General features: G+C 62.2%; 12 protein-coding genes. 7 read left to right on the forward strand and 5 right to left on the reverse strand.

The window, feature by feature from the left end:
* Positions 1 to 2: 2 nt before the first annotated feature.
* From LJ738_RS17935 to rhaT, 5 genes are all read right to left on the reverse strand, one after another.
* Entirely contained in the window at positions 3 to 785 is a 783-nt protein-coding gene (locus LJ738_RS17935) for a rhamnogalacturonan acetylesterase (RefSeq protein WP_227787738.1), read from the reverse strand.
* 121 nt (positions 786 to 906) lie between these two features.
* A complete protein-coding gene (locus LJ738_RS17940) occupies positions 907 to 2,853 on the reverse strand; it encodes a rhamnogalacturonan lyase (RefSeq protein WP_227787739.1) in 1,947 nt (648 codons plus the stop codon).
* A 75-nt stretch (positions 2,854 to 2,928) separates the two neighbouring features.
* On the reverse strand, positions 2,929 to 4,446 hold the full coding sequence (locus tag LJ738_RS17945; RefSeq protein WP_227787740.1) for a RagB/SusD family nutrient uptake outer membrane protein: 1,518 nt from the start codon (positions 4,444 to 4,446) through the stop codon (positions 2,929 to 2,931).
* A gap of 32 nt (positions 4,447 to 4,478) precedes the next feature.
* A complete protein-coding gene (locus tag LJ738_RS17950; protein WP_227787741.1) occupies positions 4,479 to 7,592 on the reverse strand; it encodes a SusC/RagA family TonB-linked outer membrane protein in 3,114 nt (1,037 codons plus the stop codon).
* 267 nt (positions 7,593 to 7,859) lie between these two features.
* The gene (rhaT, locus tag LJ738_RS17955; RefSeq protein WP_227787742.1) at positions 7,860 to 8,942 is read right to left on the reverse strand and encodes an L-rhamnose/proton symporter RhaT; all 1,083 of its coding nucleotides are present in this window, start codon (positions 8,940 to 8,942) and stop codon (positions 7,860 to 7,862) included.
* Positions 8,943 to 9,211: 269 nt separating this feature from the next.
* Between rhaT and LJ738_RS17960 the strand changes: the two genes are divergently transcribed.
* The 7 genes from LJ738_RS17960 to LJ738_RS17990 all read left to right on the forward strand — a co-directional run bounded on the left by LJ738_RS17960 (position 9,212) and on the right by LJ738_RS17990 (position 18,577).
* Positions 9,212 to 11,320 carry a bifunctional aldolase/short-chain dehydrogenase gene (locus LJ738_RS17960; protein ID WP_227787743.1) on the forward strand — a complete coding sequence of 703 codons (2,109 nt, stop codon included), beginning with the start codon at positions 9,212 to 9,214 and terminating at the stop codon, positions 11,318 to 11,320.
* 308 nt (positions 11,321 to 11,628) lie between these two features.
* Complete coding sequence (locus tag LJ738_RS17965; protein WP_227787744.1) at positions 11,629 to 12,639, forward strand: GntR family transcriptional regulator; 1,011 nt, start codon at positions 11,629 to 11,631, stop codon at positions 12,637 to 12,639.
* Positions 12,640 to 12,958: 319 nt separating this feature from the next.
* Positions 12,959 to 14,239, forward strand: coding sequence for a sugar isomerase (locus tag LJ738_RS17970; protein WP_227787745.1), 1,281 nt, complete (start codon positions 12,959 to 12,961; stop codon positions 14,237 to 14,239).
* Between the two features lie 8 nt (positions 14,240 to 14,247).
* Positions 14,248 to 15,621 (forward strand): FGGY-family carbohydrate kinase, encoded by a 1,374-nt coding sequence (locus LJ738_RS17975; RefSeq protein WP_227787746.1) that lies wholly within the window; start codon positions 14,248 to 14,250, stop codon positions 15,619 to 15,621.
* Between the two features lie 252 nt (positions 15,622 to 15,873).
* The gene (locus tag LJ738_RS17980; RefSeq protein ID WP_227787747.1) at positions 15,874 to 16,614 is read left to right on the forward strand and encodes a (Fe-S)-binding protein; all 741 of its coding nucleotides are present in this window, start codon (positions 15,874 to 15,876) and stop codon (positions 16,612 to 16,614) included.
* A complete protein-coding gene (locus LJ738_RS17985; RefSeq protein ID WP_227787748.1) occupies positions 16,611 to 18,011 on the forward strand; it encodes a lactate utilization protein B in 1,401 nt (466 codons plus the stop codon). Before LJ738_RS17980 ends, LJ738_RS17985 begins: the two co-directional genes overlap by 4 nt.
* Positions 18,008 to 18,577: a LutC/YkgG family protein gene (locus LJ738_RS17990; protein WP_227787749.1), complete on the forward strand. Its 570-nt coding sequence runs from the start codon at positions 18,008 to 18,010 to the stop codon at positions 18,575 to 18,577. Before LJ738_RS17985 ends, LJ738_RS17990 begins: the two co-directional genes overlap by 4 nt.
* Positions 18,578 to 18,780 lie beyond the last annotated feature (203 nt).

Here is an 18,780-nt window from a genome sequence, read left to right on the forward strand (position 1 = left end):
AGTTAATTCTTAGCCAGGTATTTATTCAAGGCCAGCTTCTTGTTGCTTCTAATGCCGTCGACCACCGATTCGGCGTTCAGGCGGGCGCCGGCTTCGTTGGTGTGGGTGTGGTCGCCGGGGAAAAACTTCTTCACCTCGTCCGGGCCCAGCTTGTCGTATTTCAGCGCCGTTATTTCATTCAGGTTGATGAAGACTACGCCCTCTTGTTGGGCTACTTCCTGAGCCCACTTGCCGAAATCGTTGCTGGCGCGGATGACTTTCCCATCCTTCCACTCGTTGCGCGGAATCATGGAGCAGACCACCGGCGTGGCCCCTTTGGCCATGGCTTCCCGGATGAATTTGCGCAGGTACCAGCCGTAGGTATTCACGGTTTCGGGGTGGCCGTCGGGCCACACAAGGGCCTTGGTTTCGTCGCCGGTGCCGCGCAGCACGCCGCGGCGGCCGGCCTTGGTGGTGTCGGGCGCGCTGCCTTCGTTGTGGCCGAACTGCATGATGAGAAAATCGCCCGGCTTGATGGCGGCAATGGTTTTCTCCCAGCGGCCTTCCGTGATGAACGTGCGGGTGCTACGCCCGGCCTTGGCGTTGTTGCGCACCTTGATTTTGGTGGTGTCAAAGTAGCTGGCAACGACATTACCCCAGCCCATCTGACCGTTGCCGTTGTTGTTCACCGTGGAATCGCCGATGAGGTAGAGCGTGGGCGGCGCCGCCGGCTTGCCAAAGCCCACCAGCAGGAAAAGGACCGCGGCCACTGTCAGGCAGCGGGTAGCAAACCAAGATTTATTCATCGTAGAAATTGAGAATGGAAGCCGACGGCTCAGGGGTTAATAGTCAAAAGTTGCACCAAAGGCCTGCCGGGGCATCCTGCACTCACCTGCGCAGCGGCGGCCCAAACTCGCCGCGGCCCCGCTACAGGGCTTTCATGCCTTCGCCCAGAAAAAAGCCAGTGTGCGGCGGCTGGTTGTAGCCCACGTTTTCGCGGGCCACGCCCAGGCGGTAGGCACGGTCCTGCATCAGCGTGGTGAGGCGGTGCGTGGTGGGAATGGTGGTGCTGAAAATCAGCAGCGCGGAGTTGTCGGCGGTGCGCCAGACTACTTCTTCGCGCCAGTCGCCCAGCAGGTCCGCGCTGAGGCAGGGCGTGGCTTTGGAGCCGTTGCAGGAGGCCCCACCGAAGGCTTTGCCCTCAAGCAGCTTGTTGAGCTGGCCGGCCTGGTAGTCCCATTTCTCCACGCGGGTATCGTTGAGCAGCTCGCGCAGCAAGTCGCCGTCCCACCACAGGCCAAAGTTGACCGAGCGCGGCGATGGGCCGATGCGCTCCCCCTTGCAGGTGAGCAGGCCCAACTCCGGGTTGCTCACCCAGACTTCGGCCCCGGGGTAGCGCGGGTCGATGTCGGCGGCCATGCCGCGGCCCACGTCCTGGCCGGGCAGCCGGGCGAAGAGGATTTTTCCGGTTCGGGCATCGTACATCGCGGCGCCGGGGCCGTTTTCGTAGCCGGGCACTTTCTCTTCGTTTTCGTGCACACCCCAGGCCTCCAGGCCGGGCGTGTTGGGGTCGAGGTCGCTCACGTGCAGGGCGTCGCCGTGGCGCAGGCCGGTGCTGTAGAGCCCGGTGCCGTTGTCGTCGACCACCATCGAGCCGTACACGATTTCGTCCTTGCCGTCGCCGTCTACATCGTTCACGCTCAGGCCGTGGTTGCCCATGCCGGAGAAGGGGTTCTTGCCGTCTTTCGAGTCGAACACCCAGCGCGACTTGAGCTGGCCGCCGCGCCAGTCCCAGGCCGCCAGCACGGTGCGGCCGTAGTAGCCGCGGCACATCACCACGCTGGGGCGCTGGCCGTCGAGGTAGGACACGGCGGCCAGGAATCGGTCGGCACGGTTGCCGTACCGGTCGTTGCCGCCGTTGCCGCCGAGGCCACCCCAGCCACTGAGGTCGCCACGGACGGGCAGATAGGGCGTGCTGGCCAGCGCCGCGCCAGTGAGACCGTTGAACACCGTGAAATACTCTGGCCCGGCCAGGATGCGGCCGTACTTGGCATCGCGGGCCGTGGGCACGCTGGGGCCGTCGCTGGGCACAGTGAGCGAGCGGTAGTCTTTGGTAGCATCGCCCACAGCTTTGCCCAGGCCGTCGATGGTGCCATCGGCGGTTTTGCAGGCCACTTCGGCTTTGCCATCGCCGTCGAGGTCGTACACCATAAACTGCGTGTAATGCGCCCCCGCCCGGATGTTCCGGCCCAGATTGATGCGCCAGAGGCGGGTGCCATCCAGCTTGTACGCGTCGAGAATGACGGGACCGGTGAGGCCGCCCTGGCTGTTGTCGTGGGCGTTGGTGGGTTCCCATTTCAGCACAATTTCATACTGGCCGTCGCCGTCCAGGTCGGCCGCGGAGGCGTCGTTGGCGGTGTAGGTGTAGGCGCTGGTTTCGGGGCCGCTGCTCACAGTGCCGCCAGGCGGTGGCTGGAGCGGGAGGCGCAGGAAGCCTTCTGTCCAGGCGGTGGCTAGAGTAGAGGCGTCCGAAGCATCGGGAGTGGCGGCAGCTCCGGCCACGCGGACGAAGTACCTCGGGGATGATTTCTTACCGGATGCGTCCAGAAAATTTGTGCCCGCAGTCAGGGGCTGGTCATTGAGCTTGGTGGGGGCTCCAGTACCATTGGCGCTGTACACGTTAAAGCCCACCCCGGGCACGTCAGAAGCCAGCAGGCGCCAGCTGATGAACACCCTGCCATCGGGCTGAGCAATGGCTACTACCCCGCGCCCCAGCCGTTCGGGCTGCGCCTGTGGGGCCGGGGGCAAGGTAGCCGAAGGGCCCGCCCCAAGCAGGGCGGCAGCCAGGGCGAGCGAAATGCAGCGGGATTTCATCGGGCAAAAGGAATGACAGAGTCAGTTGGCAAAAAAAACGGCGGGTTGGAGCCCGCCGTTTTTGAATTATTCAGGCTAGTTGTAGCCGGGGTTCTGCTGCCAGAAGCCGGGGTTGATGCGCAGCTCCAGCAAGGGAATGGGGAAGAGCAGGTCATGCTCGTCGAGCTGGCGGGCGGTGGCCGGGGTGGTAAGGCGCTTGTAGGCCGTCATCACCGAGATGGCGCGGCCGGTGCGTACCAGGTCAAACCAGCGCAGGCCTTCGGCGGCAAACTCGTACTTCCGCTCCTTCTGGATGGCGTCCAGGAAGGCGGTTTTGGAAGCTGCTTCGGGCGAGGTGGCCGTGTAGGCCGGGATGCCCGAGCGGGTCCGAATCTGGTTTACCAGCGTCAGGGCCAGCGGCGGCACCGAACCGCTTTCTTCGGTCAGCACCTCGGCATACATCAGCATCACGTCCTCGAAGCGGATGATGGGAAAGTTGTTGGAGTAGTCGCGGTTGTTCTGCGGAGCGGTGGTGCCTTTTTCCAGGAACTTGGTGTACTGCGCTCGGGTCACGGTGATGGCGTTGGTAGTCGGGTTCACATACACGGTGTCGAGCGTGGCTTTGCGGCGCAAATCCTTGAGGGACCAGTTGCGGCCCAGGAAGTCGGGGCTGGGCGTGATGTCGGTCTGGCTGGGCGCGAAGGGCGACCACCACGACGGGAACACGCTGCCCTGGTCCCACGGAATGGTGCTGCCCAGGCCCACGCCGCCCGAGGCGTACTGGATTTCAAACACCGCGTACTTGTTGTCGTTCACGGTTTTGAACAGGTCGGCGAAGTTGGCGGCCATCGAGAACGTGGTGGGGCCGGCGGCGGCGTACACATCCATCAGCTGCTGCTTGGCCAGCGGCAGGGCGCTGGTCTGGCGCAGCGGGTAGCCGTACATGGTGAGGTACACGCGGGCCAGCATGGCCTTGGCGGCCCATTTGGTGGCGCGGCCCTTGTCGGTGGTACCGTAGGAGGCCGGCAGGTTGGCGGCGGCAAAGGTCAGGTCGTCAACGATGAGCTTATACACGTCGGCAATGGGTGCGCGCGGCACCGTCTTCGACTCCTCAATGCCCAGCACGTGGTCGGCAATGGGCACCGGACCCCAGTAGCGCACCAGGTCGAAGTAGGCGTAGGCGCGCATGAACCGCGCTTCGCCCTTGAACTGGTTGACGCGGGCAAAGGAGAAGGGCTGGATTTTCTCGAGCAAAATGTTCGAGCGGTACACCACTTCAAACAAGTCGGTCCAGGTAGCCTGAAGCTGGCCGAGCTGCGAGGTAGCCGTGAAGTTGCTGATGTCGCTGAAATCGCGCTGCACCGTCTGCACCTGCGCGTTGATGTTATCGGAGCGAAACTCCGACATGTTCCAGTTCGAGCTTTGCGGAAACGAGAGGGCGCCGTTGTAAATAGCAATTACGCCCTGGTTTACCTGTGCTTCGTCCTTGTAGAACTCGTCGGCCGTGTTGTTGGCCACGGGCGGAATGTAGAGTTCTTTTTCGCTGCAGGAAGATGCCAGCAGCGTGCCCAGTCCCAGTGCGGCGGAGCACGCCAGAAGTTTGAGTGCGTTCATCGAAATATCGGTTTAAAGGGAGTGGGAGGCGATTATATCGACAGGTTGAAGCCGAACGTGTAGGTGCGGGCCTGCGGGTAGCTGCCGTTGTCGTAGCCCCCGGTTTGCAGCGCCTCGGGCGAGAAGCCGCCGGTGTAGCTGTGCCAGATGTAGGCGTTTTCAAGCGCGAAATACACGCGGGCCCCGCTGTAGAAGCGCTGCTTGGGCAGGGTGTAGCCCAGGGTGATGTTCTTGATGCGGATGTAGTCGGAGCTGTACAGCCAGCGCGAGTCAAAGTAGGCGCCGGTGGTGGCGCCGATGGCCGGCGTCATGCCGTCGCCGGGGTTGGCTTCCGACTTCCAGCGGTTGTTCCAGTTCGAGGCGTGGTTGTAGAGGTAGCCCATGCCCGGCCGGTCGATGGAGCGGCCGATGAGCGAGTACAAATCGCCGCCCTGCTGGGCGTTTACCAGCACGTTCAGGTCGAAGCCTTTGTAGCGGAAGTTGTTGGTTACGCCGAAAATAAACTTGGGCTGGGGGTTGCCAATGATGGTGCGGTCGTCGTTGGTGATGACGCCGTCGCCGTTCACGTCGCGGTATTTGCTGTCGCCCACCTTGGTGCCCGACATTTTGGGGCCGGCGTCTACCTCGGCCTGGGTCTTGTACACGCCGATGGCGTCGTAGAGGTAGAAGGAGTTGATGGGCACGCCCACTTGCAGCAGGCTGGTCAGGTTGGTGAAGCCGCCGGGTACGGGCGTGTTGTCGGTGCCCAGGCGCACCACTTTGTTGTCGTTGTAAGAGGTATTAAAGGAAGTGTTCCACTGGAACGCACCCACGAGGTTGCGCGAGTTCAGGCCCAGCTCCACACCCACGTTGCGCACATCGCCGATGTTTTGCAGGCTTTTGGTGAAGCCGGTGATGGACGACACCGGCACGGTGTAGAGCAGGTCGGAGGTGTTTTTGATGTAGTAGTCGGCCGATACCTGTAGGCGGTTGTCGAGCACCCCGAAATCCACCCCGTAGTTAAAGCTGGCGGTCTGTTCCCAGCCCAACACGTCGTTCTGGAAGTTGGCGGGGCTGTAGCCGGTGGTGGGCGTGCCCGTGCCCAGGGGGTAGTTGTTCACGCCTAGGGTGGCAAACTGCGAGTTGCTGGGAATGCGGTTGTTGCCGGTAATGCCCCAGCTGGCCCGGAATTTCAGGTCGCTGATAACCGATATGCCCTGCATAAAATCCTCGCCCGACACGCGCCAGCCCACCGACACGGCTGGGAAGTAGCCAAACGGCCGGCTGTTGCCGAACTTCGAGGAGCCGTCGCGCCGCAAGCTGGCCGACACCAGGTACTTCTGCTTGTAGTCGTATTGGGCGCGGGTGAAGTACGACAATAGCATGTCCTTCACCGGCACGGCAATGTTGTTCTGGCCGGTGGTGGAGTTGGCGCGGTCAAACAGGTAGGTCCAGTCGTTGGGCAGCTGGGTATTTTCCTGCTGCGACCGGTCTTCCTGGGTGCGCTCGACGGAGTAGCCCGCAATGGCGCTCAGGTTGTGGCTGCCAAACGAGCGGGTGTAGTTCAGCACGCTCTGGAAGAGGTAGCGCGTGTTGAAGGTCTGGTAGTAGCGCGAGCGGCTCAGCGCGCCCTCGTTGCTGGCGTTGAACCAGTTGCGGTCGGTGCTGGTGGGGTAAAACTGCTGGTCCTGGTAGTAGCCGTTGTCCATAGCGCCCAGCAGTTGCAGCTGCAGTCCCTTGTAGAGGTCCAGGTTCAGGCCCATGTTGGCGTTGAGGCGGGTGCGGGTGCCCTGCACCTGGCTGCGCTCCAGCACCGCCACCGGGCTGATGTAGTTGCCCGAATAGTTGTAGGTGCGGTAGGGCTGAGCACCCACGTAGTTGCCGGCGTCTTTGGGGCCCACAGGGGGCATTTGGGCGGCGTTCAGGGCCTGCCCGCCGGTGCCGTCTACACGGCCCAGGCTGGCCCATTCCATGCTGGGGGCCAGGGTCATAAACAACTTGATGCCTTTCTTAATCTGGGCATCGAAGTTGGCCCGCAGTGTGGCGCGCTTTAGGTTGGTGCCCACAATCACGCCGTCCTGGTCGAGGTAGGAGCCGTTGATGTTGTAGTTCACGTTGTCGGTACCGCCCGACACGCCCACCGTGTACTGCTGCATCTTGGCCTTGCGGAACAGCGCATTCTGCCAGTCGGTGTACGCCAGGCTGTCCTGGCCATAGGCCCACTTGGGGTCGTAGGTGTAGCGAATGATGTTGGTGGTGCTCGGCGGCACGCCGTTCACGGTCAGGCGCTGCAGGCGCGTGGCCCGGGAGTCCTCGGGGCGGTTGAGCGGATTTTGCTTCACCCAGTCCTCGTCGATGCCTTCTTTGCGCATCTGAATCCACTCTTCGGGCGACTGTACGTCGAGCTTGCTTTCCACCTTCTGAATGCCCGTAAAGCCCGAAAAATTGAGCTTGGCCGCGCCCTTCTTGCCGCGCTTGGTGGTCACGAGCACCACGCCGTTGGAGCCGCGCGAGCCGTAGATGGCCGCCGAAGCCGCATCCTTCAGCACTTCAATATTGGCCACGTCGGTGGGGTTGATGCCGCGGAGGTTATCCACGGGCACGCCGTCCACCACGTACAGCGGCTCGTTCGAGGCATTAATAGAGGCCGCGCCCCGCACCCGAATCTGCAGCTCGGCGCCCGGCTCGCCGGATGGCGTTTGCACGTACACGCCGGGCATCTGGCCCACCAGCGCGTTTTCGATGCGGTTGACCGGCCGTTCCTCGATTTCCTTGGCCGTAACGCCGGTGATGGCGCCGGTCACATTGCCGGCTTTCTGCGTGCCGTAGCCCACTACCACTACTTCGTCGAGGCCCTTGCTGTCAACGGTCAGGGCGGGGCTGATGGTGGACTGGCCCGCAATGGGCACTTCCTGCGAGGCATAGCCCACGAAGGAGAACACCAGGGTCCCGCCTTCGTTCGGTACCTGCAGGGTGTAGGTGCCATCGGGACCAGTGCCGGTGCCGTTGGTAGTGCCCTTCAGCAGCACGGTCACGCCGGGCAGGGCTTCTTTGGTGTCGGCAGTGGTAACCTTGCCGCTCACGCTGCGGCTCTGCGCCAACGCCCCCGGCGCATAGCCAGCGAGCAGCAACAGGAGCAAGCAAGCCAATCTGTAGAGCTTGTTCATAGAGAAATAAGTTGGCGGTTTTAAAAAGTGTACAGTCAAAGCGGAGTCATCAGCTAGGCGTCTTTTACCCAGCCATCAAAACTATTGCAATCGTTTGTGTACACTCACCTGTCCTCTCCTGTATTCTCCAGTTTCTATACTAATTTTTCATATTTATTACAGCTGGCTGGTTGTATCTGCCGGCAGCCGGCAGCAAAAAAACACGGCCCCCGTCGATGGACGGGGGCCGCGCTGTTTATCATGGAAGGCTATGCGCTGAATATTGAGCTATTCGCGGGCACTCACCGAGGCAGAGGCTTCCTTCTCGGGCTTCTCGGAGCCCAGGTAGTTGCCATAGCCCACAATCACCGTAGACAGCACCACCGCCAGAATGCCCAGCGACACGGTGCGCATGGTGAGCTTGTTGGCCCCGCGCCACTCGTGCAGGTACAGGCCCCAGAAGCTGCTGAAGGCGATAATGAAGGCCATGTGCAGCGTCCAGCCCGAGAAGCGGTAGGCACCCATCTGGCTGTCGCCCATGCCGTAGAAGAAGAACTGGAAGTACCAGGTGGTGCCGGCCAGCGCGCAGAAAATGACATTGCGCAAAGCCGGGGCCGACGGATTGAGGTAGTCGGTGTAGGTCTTGTTTTTGATGTTGAGGTAAATGCACCACACCGCGTTGGTGGTGAGGCCGCCGAGCAGGATGATAACCAGAATGGCGTTGTTGGCAAACAGTTCGCTGGTGCCGGAGTGTTTGGCGATTTCGGCAATGGGCTGGCCAGCCGTGAGGCCAAAGGAGAAGCAGGCACTCATGATGCCCGAGAACACAGCCACCAGCACGCCCTTGCGCAGCGAAAACTCGGCAATGGTTTCCTGCTTTTGCGCGTCGGTGAGCGACCTTTCCTTCATAAAGCCGGCCAGGCCGCACACCACAATGCCCATCACGCACACCACCAGTCCCATCATAATCACCTGCCCCGAGGCCGAGTGAATCAGCTCCGGGAAAGTACCCAGCCACAGTGGCGGCACCACCGTGCCGAATACTGCGCACAGCCCCAGCGTGACGGCCATGCCCAACGACAAGCCCAGGTAGCGCATGGCCAACCCAAAGGTGAGCCCGCCGAAGCCCCAGAGCACGCCCCATATATAGGTCCAGAGCAAGGTCGAGTGGTCGGCCTGGGCCAGCACCCCAAACAGGTTGTGCACCGTGAGCGAGCCCATGATGATGGGCGCAAATACCCACGACACAATGCCGCCCACCAGCCAGTAGCTTTCCCAGGCCCAGCCGTTGACCTTCTTATAAGGCAGGTAAAAACTGCCGGAGGCAAAGCCGCCCAGCGCGTGAAGGATTACTCCCCAAATGACAGCCATAGTTATAGGGTAAGGTTTTAGACAAAGCTGCCGGGTTGCCGAGCGCAAACCCTCCTGTGCTCTCCTGACCGTGAAGTAAAGCCAAATGCGGCAGCCGGCGGGCATTCCTTTTTCAGTTGAGCTGATTTCTACTATCTCCTTTCTTAACATCTAACATCTTTTTTATGAGCGAGCAGGAGAGTGCAGGAGGTTACCCCCGCCCCGCCCGGGCACCTTTGTAGAAAAGCAACCCTATCCCGTTTTCTGGTCAACGAAACAGAAGCACTATCATGGAAAAAACGCTCACTTTCCAACACGTCAGCTACCTCTGGGACGAGGCCAAGGCACTGGAGCTGGCCGGCGACGAAGTCGCCCTGTTCCTGTACCGCTCCAACCTGCTCGGCGCCGACCTGCGCCTGACGAACTACGCCGGCGGCAACACCAGCTGCAAAATCACCGCCACCGACCCCGTGACCGGCCAGCCCGCCGAAGTGATGTGGGTGAAAGGCTCGGGCGGCGACATCGGCACGCTCACCAGAGCCGGCTGCGCCAACCTGTATGTGGAGAAACTGCACCAGCTCAAGAACCGCTACCGCGGCCTCGAACACGAGGACGAAATGGTGGGCCTGTTCGAGTACTGCCTCTTCGACCCCAAGTGCGCCACGCCCAGCATCGACACCCCGCTGCACGGCCTGCTGCCCTTCAAGCACATCGACCACCTGCACCCTGACGCGCTGATTGCCATTGCGGCGAGCCAGGACGGCGAGCAGATTATGAAAGAAATCTGGGGCGACACCATGGGCTGGCTCCCGTGGCAGAAGCCGGGCTTCGACCTGGGCCTGCAGCTGGAGAAGATTGTGGCCGACAACCCCGGCCTGCGCGGTGTCATCCTCGGCGGCCACGGCTTGTTCACCTGGGGCAACACCAGCTACGAGTCCTACCTCAACACGCTCGAAGTCATTGAGCAAGCCGCCACCTACCTCGAAGCCCACTACGGCCAGAAAGGCCCCGTGTTCGGCGGCGTGAAACTGGAGCAGACGCTGGATGCCGCCGGCCGCCGCCAGGCCGCCGCGGCCGTGATGCCGGTGCTGCGCGGGCTGGCCAGCAGCCAGCGCCGCATGCTGGGCCACTACACCGACGACGCCCGCGTCTTGGAGTTCGTGAACTCGAACGACCTGCCGCGCCTGGCCGCCAAAGGCACCAGCTGCCCCGACCACTTCCTGCGCACCAAAATCCGCCCGCTCGTGCTCGACCCCGAGGCCATGCTCGCCGATGCGGCCAGCGTGAAGACGTACCTGGAAGCGCAGTTTGAGGCGTACCGCAAGGACTACGCGGCTTACTACGAGCGCAGCAAGCACGCCAACTCGCCGGCCATCCGCGACGCCAACCCCGTCATCATCCTCTGGCCCGGCGTGGGCCTGTTCTCCTTCTCGAAAGACAAGCAGACGGCGCGCGTGGCGGCCGAGTTCTACACCAACGCCATCAACGTGATGAAGGGCGCCGAGGCGGTGAGCACCTACCAGGGCCTGCCCGAGCAGGAAGCGTTCAACATCGAGTACTGGCTGCTCGAAGAAGCCAAGCTCCAGCGCATGGCCCCGCCCAAGGCCCTCTCCGGCAAGGTGGCCTACGTGACCGGCGGCACCGGCGGCATCGGCAAAGCCATTTGCGAAGAGCTGCTCAAGTTCGGCGCCTGCGTGGTGGCAGTGGACCGCGACCGACTGGAAGAAACCCAGGACGAGCTGCGCAAGAAGTATGGCAAGGACAGCGCCCTGACGGCGGCCATCAACGTGACCGATGCCGAGAGCATCGCCGAATCCCTGCGCCAGAGCATCCTGCAGTTCGGCGGCGTCGACATCATCGTCAACTGCGCCGGCCTGAGCATCAGCAAGCCCTTGGCCGAGACCACGCAAGCCGACTGGGATATCCTCAACGACGTGCTCGTCAAAGGCCAGTTCCTGGTGAGCCAGGAGGCCGTGCGCATCCTGCGCCAGCAAGGCCTGGGCGGCGACATCGTGAACATTGCCAGCAAAAACGGCCTGGTGGCCGGGCCCAACAACGTGGCCTACGGCACGGCCAAAGCCGCCCAGCTGCACATGTCGCGCCTGCTGGCCGCCGAGCTCGGCGGCGACAAGATTCGCGTGAACACCGTCAACCCCGACGCCGTGCTGCGCGGCAGCAAAATCTGGGAAGGCGACTGGGCCGCCGGCCGGGCCAAGGCCTACGGCATCTCGGTGGAAGAGCTGCCCCAGCACTACGCCAAGCGCACGCTGCTGGGCGAAGAATTGCTGGCCGAGGACATCGCCAAGGCCGTGCGCGTCTTCGTGGACGGCTCGCTGAGCAAGAGCACCGGCAACGTGCTCAACGTCGACGGCGGCGTGGCCATGGCCTTCGTCCGCTAAGCACCGGCCGTTGCCCGCTTATTAGAACGTCATGCCGCGCGGAGCGAGGCATCGCGCCTGTGGTAGTATCCCTTTCGATTGGATTACTGCTGCACGCGGGATGCTTCGCTTCGCGCGGCATGACGTTCTATTTTATTTAATGCCAACAACTCTGTTCCGGAAGTGCTTTTCGCATCGCCAAAAAAGCTACATTTGGGGCAGCCTCCTTTCTCACCTTTATCTCATGCGATTGAATTCCGAGTGTTTAGACTGGTGTTTCTCCGAAGTCTAGCGCCACGCACTCGCATGGTTTGCCCACCGCCGCCGGCATGTATCAGTTACAACTAAAGCCCCTTGATAAAACGCCGAAGTACAAGCAGATTGTGCAGTCGGTCATCATGGATATTGAGCGCGGTGTGCTGAAAAACGGTGACCACCTCCCGAGCATAAGTGAGCTAAGCGTGGAACACTACCTGGCGCGCGACACCGTGGAAAAAGCCTACCGTGAACTGCGCGAGCGGGGCTTCATCACCTCGGTGCAGGGCAAGGGCTACTACGTGGAAAGCAACGACACCTCGAAGCTGAAAATCCTGCTGGTGTTCAATAAGCTGAGCTCCTACAAAAAGATTATCTACTACGCTTTTCTGGAAACCCTCGGCGACCGCGCCACGGTAGACCTGCAGATTCACCACTACAACGTGAACCTGTTTCAGGAAATCATCGAGAAGAACCTCGGCAAGTACAACTACTACGTGGTGATGCCGCACTTCACCCTCGACACCGATAAGTCGCTGTACCACGCCATTCTGAACACCATTCCGAGCCAGGAGCTGGTGCTGCTCGACAAGGACATTCCGGAGCTCAAGCACGATTGCCTGCGCGTATTTCAGGACTTCGACAAGGACATTTTCACAGCCCTGGAAAAGGCCGAGGACCTGCTGGAAAAATACACCCGCCTGGTGCTGGTGCTGCCCTCTGACGCCAACCACCCGGAGGAATTGCCGTGGGGCTTCCGCTCCTTCTGCCTGATGCGCAATAAGGAATTTTCGGTGGTGGAAAACGCCATGAACGAAGTGGTGCAGGCCGGCACGGCCTACGTGGTAATCCGCGAAACCGACCTAGTGGAGCTGGTGAAAAAAATCCGCCAGACCAGCTACCTGCTGGGCCGCGAAGTGGGCATCATTTCCTTCAATGAAACCCCGCTCAAAGAGCTGCTGAACATGACGGTGATTACCACCGACTTCGAGGCCATGGGGCAAACTGCAGCGAACCTGCTGCTGGAGAAGCAGCGGGTGAAAGTAAAGAACCCGTTTTACACCATTCGGCGCGGGTCGCTGTAGAAGAGCTAGCGAAGCTTTCGAGGCTCGTACCTAGCGCCGCGCATCAACTTGCTCGCACTATTTGTCATGCAGAGCGGAGCGAAGCATCTTATCACGCCTGAGCTAGTCGTTGAGCCGTGATAAGATGCTTCGCTCCGCTCTGCATGACAGCCGATTGGGCACTACCACGAGCGAGATGCTGCGCTCTGCATGACGTTCTATTTGCAGCTTTCAAACTTTTCCTGGCAAACAGGAGAGCCCAGAAGAGTTAGGGCCAGGGAGTACGGGTAATTTGCTCTTCCCAAGCGGGTATTTATTCACAAATCCCACCCCAACGCGCATGTTCTCTGACCAACGCCTTGCCGACCTCAACCAGCCGCTGCTCGCCGAGCACCAGCTGCAGTTCCAGCACCTCGCCGATTCGCCGCGCCTGCGCCAGGTAGACCTGCCCGGGGTGGTGCAAAAACTGATGGATTTTCAGGTGGCCATTCCGAGCTGGGCGCTGGGCACGGGCGGCACCCGCTTCGGCCGCTTCGCGCTGGGCGGCGAGCCGAGCACACTGGAACAAAAAATCAGCGACGTGGGCATTCTGCAAAGCCTCAACCGCTCGTCGAATTCCATTTCGCTGCACATTCCCTGGGACATTCCGCAGGACATCCCGGGCCTGCAGCAGCTCCTGAAAGAGGAAGGCCTGGTGATTGACTCGGTCAACTCCAACACCTTCCAGGACCAGAAAGACCAGCCGCACTCCTACAAGTTCGGCTCGCTGAGCAACACCGACAAGGCCGTACGCGAGCAGGCCATTCAGCACAACATCGACTGCGTGCGCTACGGCCGCCAGCTCGACGCCCGGACCCTGACCGTGTGGCTGGCCGACGGCTCCAACTTCCCCGGCCAGCAGCACTTGCGGCGCGCGTTCCTGCGCACGCAGGAGTCATTGGCGGCCATCTACGAGGCCATGCCTTCGGACTGGACCATGCTGGTGGAGTACAAGCCCTACGAGCCCAACTTCTACTCGATGGTGATTCCGGACTGGGGCACTTCGCTGGCGCTGTGCCAAGCCATTGGTCAGAACGCGCAGGTGCTCGTGGACCTGGGTCACCACCTGCCCAACACCAACATCGAGCAGATAGTGGGCCGCCTGCGGCAGTTCGGCCGCCTCGGCGGTTTCCACTTCAACGGCTCGATGTACGGCGACGACGACCTGACCACAGGCAGCATCAAGCCTTTCCAGCTGTTCCTGATTTTCAACGAGCTGGTGGACAGCGCCGTCGACAAATCGGTGCCGGCCGAAGCCGTGGCGTACATGATTGACGCCAGCCACAACGTAAAAGACCCGCTGGAAGACCTGTTGCAATCGGTCGAGAACATCCTCTCGGCCTACGCCAAGGCCCTACTCGTGGACCGCGACGCCCTCAACGAGGCCCAGGAAGCCAACGACGTGGTGCGCGCCGAGGAAATCCTGCGCGACGCCTTCCTCACCGACGTGCGCCCTCTGGTGGCCGAAGCCTACCGCCGCAGCGGCGGCGCCCTGAACCCCATCGGGGCTTACCGCGCCGAGGGTGTGCGCGAGCAACTCATTCGCCAGCGTGGCAAGCACAGCGTCTCTACCGGGTTATGAAAAAGGCCATGAAAAAGTCGGTTTATGCGGTGTTCGACATTGGCAAGACCAATAAGAAGCTGATTCTTTTCGACGAGGACCAGCAGATAATTGACGAGGAGCAGCACGTGTGCACCGACGTGCTCGACGACGACGGCTTTGTGTGCGACCACTTGCCCCGGCTCACGGAGTGGGTTCTCGACCACTGGCGGCAGCTGCGCACGCATGAGCACTACACGGTGAAGGGCGTGAATTTCACGGCCTACGGCGCCAGCTTTGTGCACCTTGGGGCCGACGGCCAGCCCATGCTGCCGCTCTACAACTACCTCAAGCCGCTGCCGGCCGAAATCGAGGAGAAATTCTACGCCGAGCTGGGCCAGTCGCCCGAAGACTTTGCGGCCGACACCTGCTCGCCGCGGCTGGGCATGCTCAATTCCGGCCTGCAGCTGTACTGGCTCAAGTACGCCAAGCCCGAGCAGTACGCCAAGATTCATACCTCGCTGCACCTGCCCAACTACCTCTCCTACCTGATTTCGGGCGAGAAATTCAGCGACTACACGTCCGTGGGCTGCCACACCGCGCTCTGGGACTACAAGCGCAACCAGTACCATGACTGGGTGCGCCGCGAGGGCATCGACGAGAAGCTGGCGCCCCTCACTCGCGACTCCATCGCCTCAGTGGTCGATGGCATTATGGTGGGCGTAGGCATGCACGATAGCACCGCCGCCGTGATGCCCTACCTGGCCGAAAACGACGAGCCCTTCGTGCTGGTGTCCACGGGCACGTGGTCGGTCACCATCAACCCGTTCAACAGCCAGCCCCTCACCCCCGAGCTGCTGCACCGCGACTGCCTGAGCTTTATGACGCCGCGCGGCGAAGCCACCCGGGCCGCCCGCGTGTTCCTGGGCCGCGAGCACGACTTCCAGGTAGAGCGCATTGCCGCCCACTTCCACGTGAAGCCGGATTTTTACCGCTCCATCGTGCTGGCCCGGCCCTACGACGAGACGTCGGCCGACTTTAAGCCTGCCTGCATGGCCGGCACCGGCCCCTTCCCCGACCAGCCGGCCGGCGAGTGGGACCTCTCCGGCTTCCGCACCGCCTCCGATGCCTACCAGCACCTCATGCACGGGCTGATTGCCATTCTACTCGAATCCATCCACTTGGTGTGGCAGGGCGAAAAAACCATCTTCGTCGACGGTGGCTTTGCCCGCAACCCGCTGTTTATGCAAACGTTGAGCTGGAACTTCCCGAAGGCCGAAATCCGCACGCTGGAAGTTCCGCAGGCCACCGCTTTGGGCGCCCTGGTGCACCTGGAGCAGGGCGAGGCACTGAAGAAAACGCACCCGCTTTTCACCGATGAGGATGATTTGCCGCTGGTGACGGCGCAGGACCGAACAGTTTGAGATGTTGAGCTAAATACCAAGAACGTCATGCTGAGCACAGCATCTCGGTCGCGCCACTTGCCATACTGACGCCATTTGTCATGCTGACGAAGGAAGCATCTTCTCACGATTGAACGAATTGAGCTAACCTGATAAGATGCTTCCTTCGTCAGCATGACAGACGACGGGCATAGTACTGAGGTAAAGATGCTGCGCTCAGCATGACGTTCCATTAAGCATTGTGTACTAGGTTCAATCCGCTATAAAACCAGAATGAAAGTCGCCCTATTCGTCCCGTGCTACATCGACCAGTTCTACCCCCAGGTAGGCGTGGCCACGCTGCAGCTGCTCGAAAAGCTGGGCGTGCCGGCATACTTCCCGGCCCAACAAACCTGCTGCGGCCAGCCCCTGGCCAACAGCGGCTGCGAGCGCGACGCCCTGCCCATTTACAAGCACTTCGTTCGCACCTTTCAGGACTACGACTACGTGGTGGCCCCCTCGGGCAGCTGCGTGTACCACGTGCGCAAGCACTTTGATAAGCTCGAGCAAACCGCCGAGGTGCAGCACGTGCGCGGCGCGGCCTACGACCTGATTGACTTCATCAGCACCGTGCTGCAGGTGGAAACCCTGCCCGGCGCCTTCCCCCACAAAGTGGGCCTGCACCTGAGCTGCCACGGCCAGCGCGGCCTGCACCAGGCCAACGAATCGGAGCTGACGCCGGTGCGCGACGGGCAGCTGCGCCGCCTGCTGGCCTCCCTCGATGGAATTGAGCTGACCCACCTGAACCGCAACGACGAATGCTGCGGCTTCGGCGGCACCTTCTGCGTGTCGGAAGCCGGTATTTCGGCCCGCATGGGCCAGGACCGCGTGGCCGACCACGTGCGCAACGGCACGCAGGTGCTCACCGGCAGCGACATGTCGTGCCTGATGCACCTGGAGGGCATTGTGCGCCGGGCCCAGCTGCCCATGAGGGTGATGCACGCCGCCGAAATTCTTAACGGACTTACGCCATGAGCCACGCCCTCCGCGCCGACCAGTTTTTGCTCGATGCCGACCGCACCACCTGGCACGACGAAACCCTGTGGTTTGTGCGCGAAAAGCGCGACCGCGCCGTGTACGCCGTGCCCGAGTTCCAGGCGCTGCGCGAGCTGGCGTCCCAAATCAAAGACCACACCCTGAGCCGGCTCGACCGGTACTTGCAGGAGTTTGAGGCCGCCGCGCAGGCCAACGGCGTGCACGTGCACTGGGCCGCCGATGCTGCCGAGCACAACGCCATCATCCTCGCCATCATCCGGCAGCAGGGCGCCACGCGCATCGTCAAAAGCAAGTCGATGCTCACCGAGGAATGCCACCTGAACCCCTACCTCCTCCAGCACGGCATTGAGGTGGTGGACACGGATTTGGGCGAGCGCATCATTCAGTTTCGGGAGGAAGCGCCCAGCCACATCGTGCTGCCCGCCATTCACCTGAAAAAGGAAGACGTGGGCGACACGTTCCACCTTCATTTGGGCACCGAAAAAGGCGAAAGCGACCCGCAGCGCCTCACCGAGGCCGCCCGCCAGCACCTGCGGGCCAAGTTCCTGGCCGGGCAGGTGGCCATCTCGGGCGTCAACTTCGCGGTGGCCGAAACCGGCGGCGTGGTCGTGTGCACCAACGAGGGCAACGCCGATTTGGGCGTGAACCTGGCGCAAGTGCACATCGCCTGCATGGGCATCGAGAAGCTGATTCCGCGGCTCACCGACCTGGGCGTGTTCACGCGGCTGCTGGCCCGCAGCGCCACCGGCCAGCCGGTGACGACCTACACCTCGCACTTCACCCAGCCGGTGGCGGGCAAGGAAATGCACGTTGTCATTGTGGACAATGGCCGCACGCAGCAGCTGGGCCGGCCCGATTTCCGAGCTTCGCTCAAATGCATCCGCTGCGGGGCCTGCATGAACACCTGCCCGGTGTACCGGCGCAGCGGCGGCCACAGCTACGACTTCACCGTGCCGGGCCCGATTGGCGCCATCCTGTCGCCCAACATCGACATGAAAAAGCACGCCTCGCTGCCGTTTGCCAGCACGCTCTGCGGCTCGTGCACCGACGTGTGCCCGGTGAAAATCGACATCCACACCCAGCTCTACAAGTGGCGGCAGGTGCTGGGCGAAGCCAACGAAATTCCTGCTTCCAAGAAGTGGAGCATGAAGTTCATGGGCCGCCTGCTGGCCAGCGCCCGCGTGTACGGCCTGAGCGGGCAGTTTGCGCGCAAGGCCCTGCGCTTTCTGCCCCACGGCCTCACGCACGCGGCCTCCTTCAACGCCTGGGCCGTGGCCCGCGAGTTGCCCGAGCCGCCCCAGCAAAGCTTCCGCGAGTGGTACCAGCAGCAGCCGAAACCCGTTCCGCAGCCCCCGCAACCGCAAGTACCGGCATGAGCAGCGCTTCCCGCACCCGCATCCTCCTGGCGGCCCAGGCCAACAAGCCGGCCGAAACGCTGCTGCCCACCGTGCCCGATTTCGGCGGCGAGGCCACGGCCGAGCGGTTCAGCGCCGTGCTGGCCGGCATCGGCGGCACCGTGGTGTGGCTCGACGGCTTGGGCCAGTTGGGCTCGACGCTCCAGCAGCTGTTTCCGGAGGCGCGTAATACGGCCTCTCCCCTGTTCGCGGGCACTGTGCCGGTGGATGCCGGCACGCCCACCGAGGTGCTCGCCGACATTGACCTGGCGGTGTTGACGGGCGAAATCGGCGTGGCCGAGAATGGTGCCATCTGGCTGCCCGAAGCCAACATGCTGCACCGGGCGCTGCCCACCATCACCCAGCACCTGGCGCTGGTGCTCGACCACCGGCGCATCGTGGCCACCATGCACCAGGCCTACGCCCAACTGCCCGGCACGGGCGGCTACGGCACGTTCGTGGCCGGCCCGTCCAAGACGGCGGATATTGAGCAGTCGCTGGTCATTGGCGCCCACGGCGCCCGCAGCCTGGTGGTGTTGCTGTACTAAACCACCTCACGCCCACTGCCGTCAGAACATTGTAGAGACGCCACACTTGGCGTCTCGGCGTCCGCGCCGCGTGGGTATCGTTCAACGACGAGAGGACTGCGCTTCTACCTAGAGCACGATGTTCGACCCTCGCTCAGCTTGTTCGGGCAAAAAAGAAGCGGCCCCCAATGGAGGCCGCTTCTTTGGCTTTGGGGTTCACAAAA

This window comes from Hymenobacter plasmatis (assembly GCF_020711255.1).
In the GTDB taxonomy this organism is placed as follows: domain Bacteria; phylum Bacteroidota; class Bacteroidia; order Cytophagales; family Hymenobacteraceae; genus Hymenobacter.

Excerpts from the sequence above, each read along its gene's own strand:
- LJ738_RS17935 (WP_227787738.1), bottom strand. The coding sequence starts at position 785 with ATGAATAAATCTTGGTTTGCTACCCGCTGCCTGACAGTGGCCGCGGTC.
- LJ738_RS17940 (WP_227787739.1), bottom strand. The coding sequence starts at position 2,853 with ATGAAATCCCGCTGCATTTCGCTCGCCCTGGCTGCCGCCCTGCTTGGG.
- LJ738_RS17945 (WP_227787740.1), bottom strand. The coding sequence starts at position 4,446 with ATGAACGCACTCAAACTTCTGGCGTGCTCCGCCGCACTGGGACTGGGC.
- LJ738_RS17950 (WP_227787741.1), bottom strand. The coding sequence starts at position 7,592 with ATGAACAAGCTCTACAGATTGGCTTGCTTGCTCCTGTTGCTGCTCGCT.
- rhaT (WP_227787742.1), bottom strand. The coding sequence starts at position 8,942 with ATGGCTGTCATTTGGGGAGTAATCCTTCACGCGCTGGGCGGCTTTGCC.
- LJ738_RS17960 (WP_227787743.1), top strand. The coding sequence starts at position 9,212 with ATGGAAAAAACGCTCACTTTCCAACACGTCAGCTACCTCTGGGACGAG.
- LJ738_RS17965 (WP_227787744.1), top strand. The coding sequence starts at position 11,629 with ATGTATCAGTTACAACTAAAGCCCCTTGATAAAACGCCGAAGTACAAG.
- LJ738_RS17970 (WP_227787745.1), top strand. The coding sequence starts at position 12,959 with ATGTTCTCTGACCAACGCCTTGCCGACCTCAACCAGCCGCTGCTCGCC.
- LJ738_RS17975 (WP_227787746.1), top strand. The coding sequence starts at position 14,248 with ATGAAAAAGTCGGTTTATGCGGTGTTCGACATTGGCAAGACCAATAAG.
- LJ738_RS17980 (WP_227787747.1), top strand. The coding sequence starts at position 15,874 with ATGAAAGTCGCCCTATTCGTCCCGTGCTACATCGACCAGTTCTACCCC.
- LJ738_RS17985 (WP_227787748.1), top strand. The coding sequence starts at position 16,611 with ATGAGCCACGCCCTCCGCGCCGACCAGTTTTTGCTCGATGCCGACCGC.
- LJ738_RS17990 (WP_227787749.1), top strand. The coding sequence starts at position 18,008 with ATGAGCAGCGCTTCCCGCACCCGCATCCTCCTGGCGGCCCAGGCCAAC.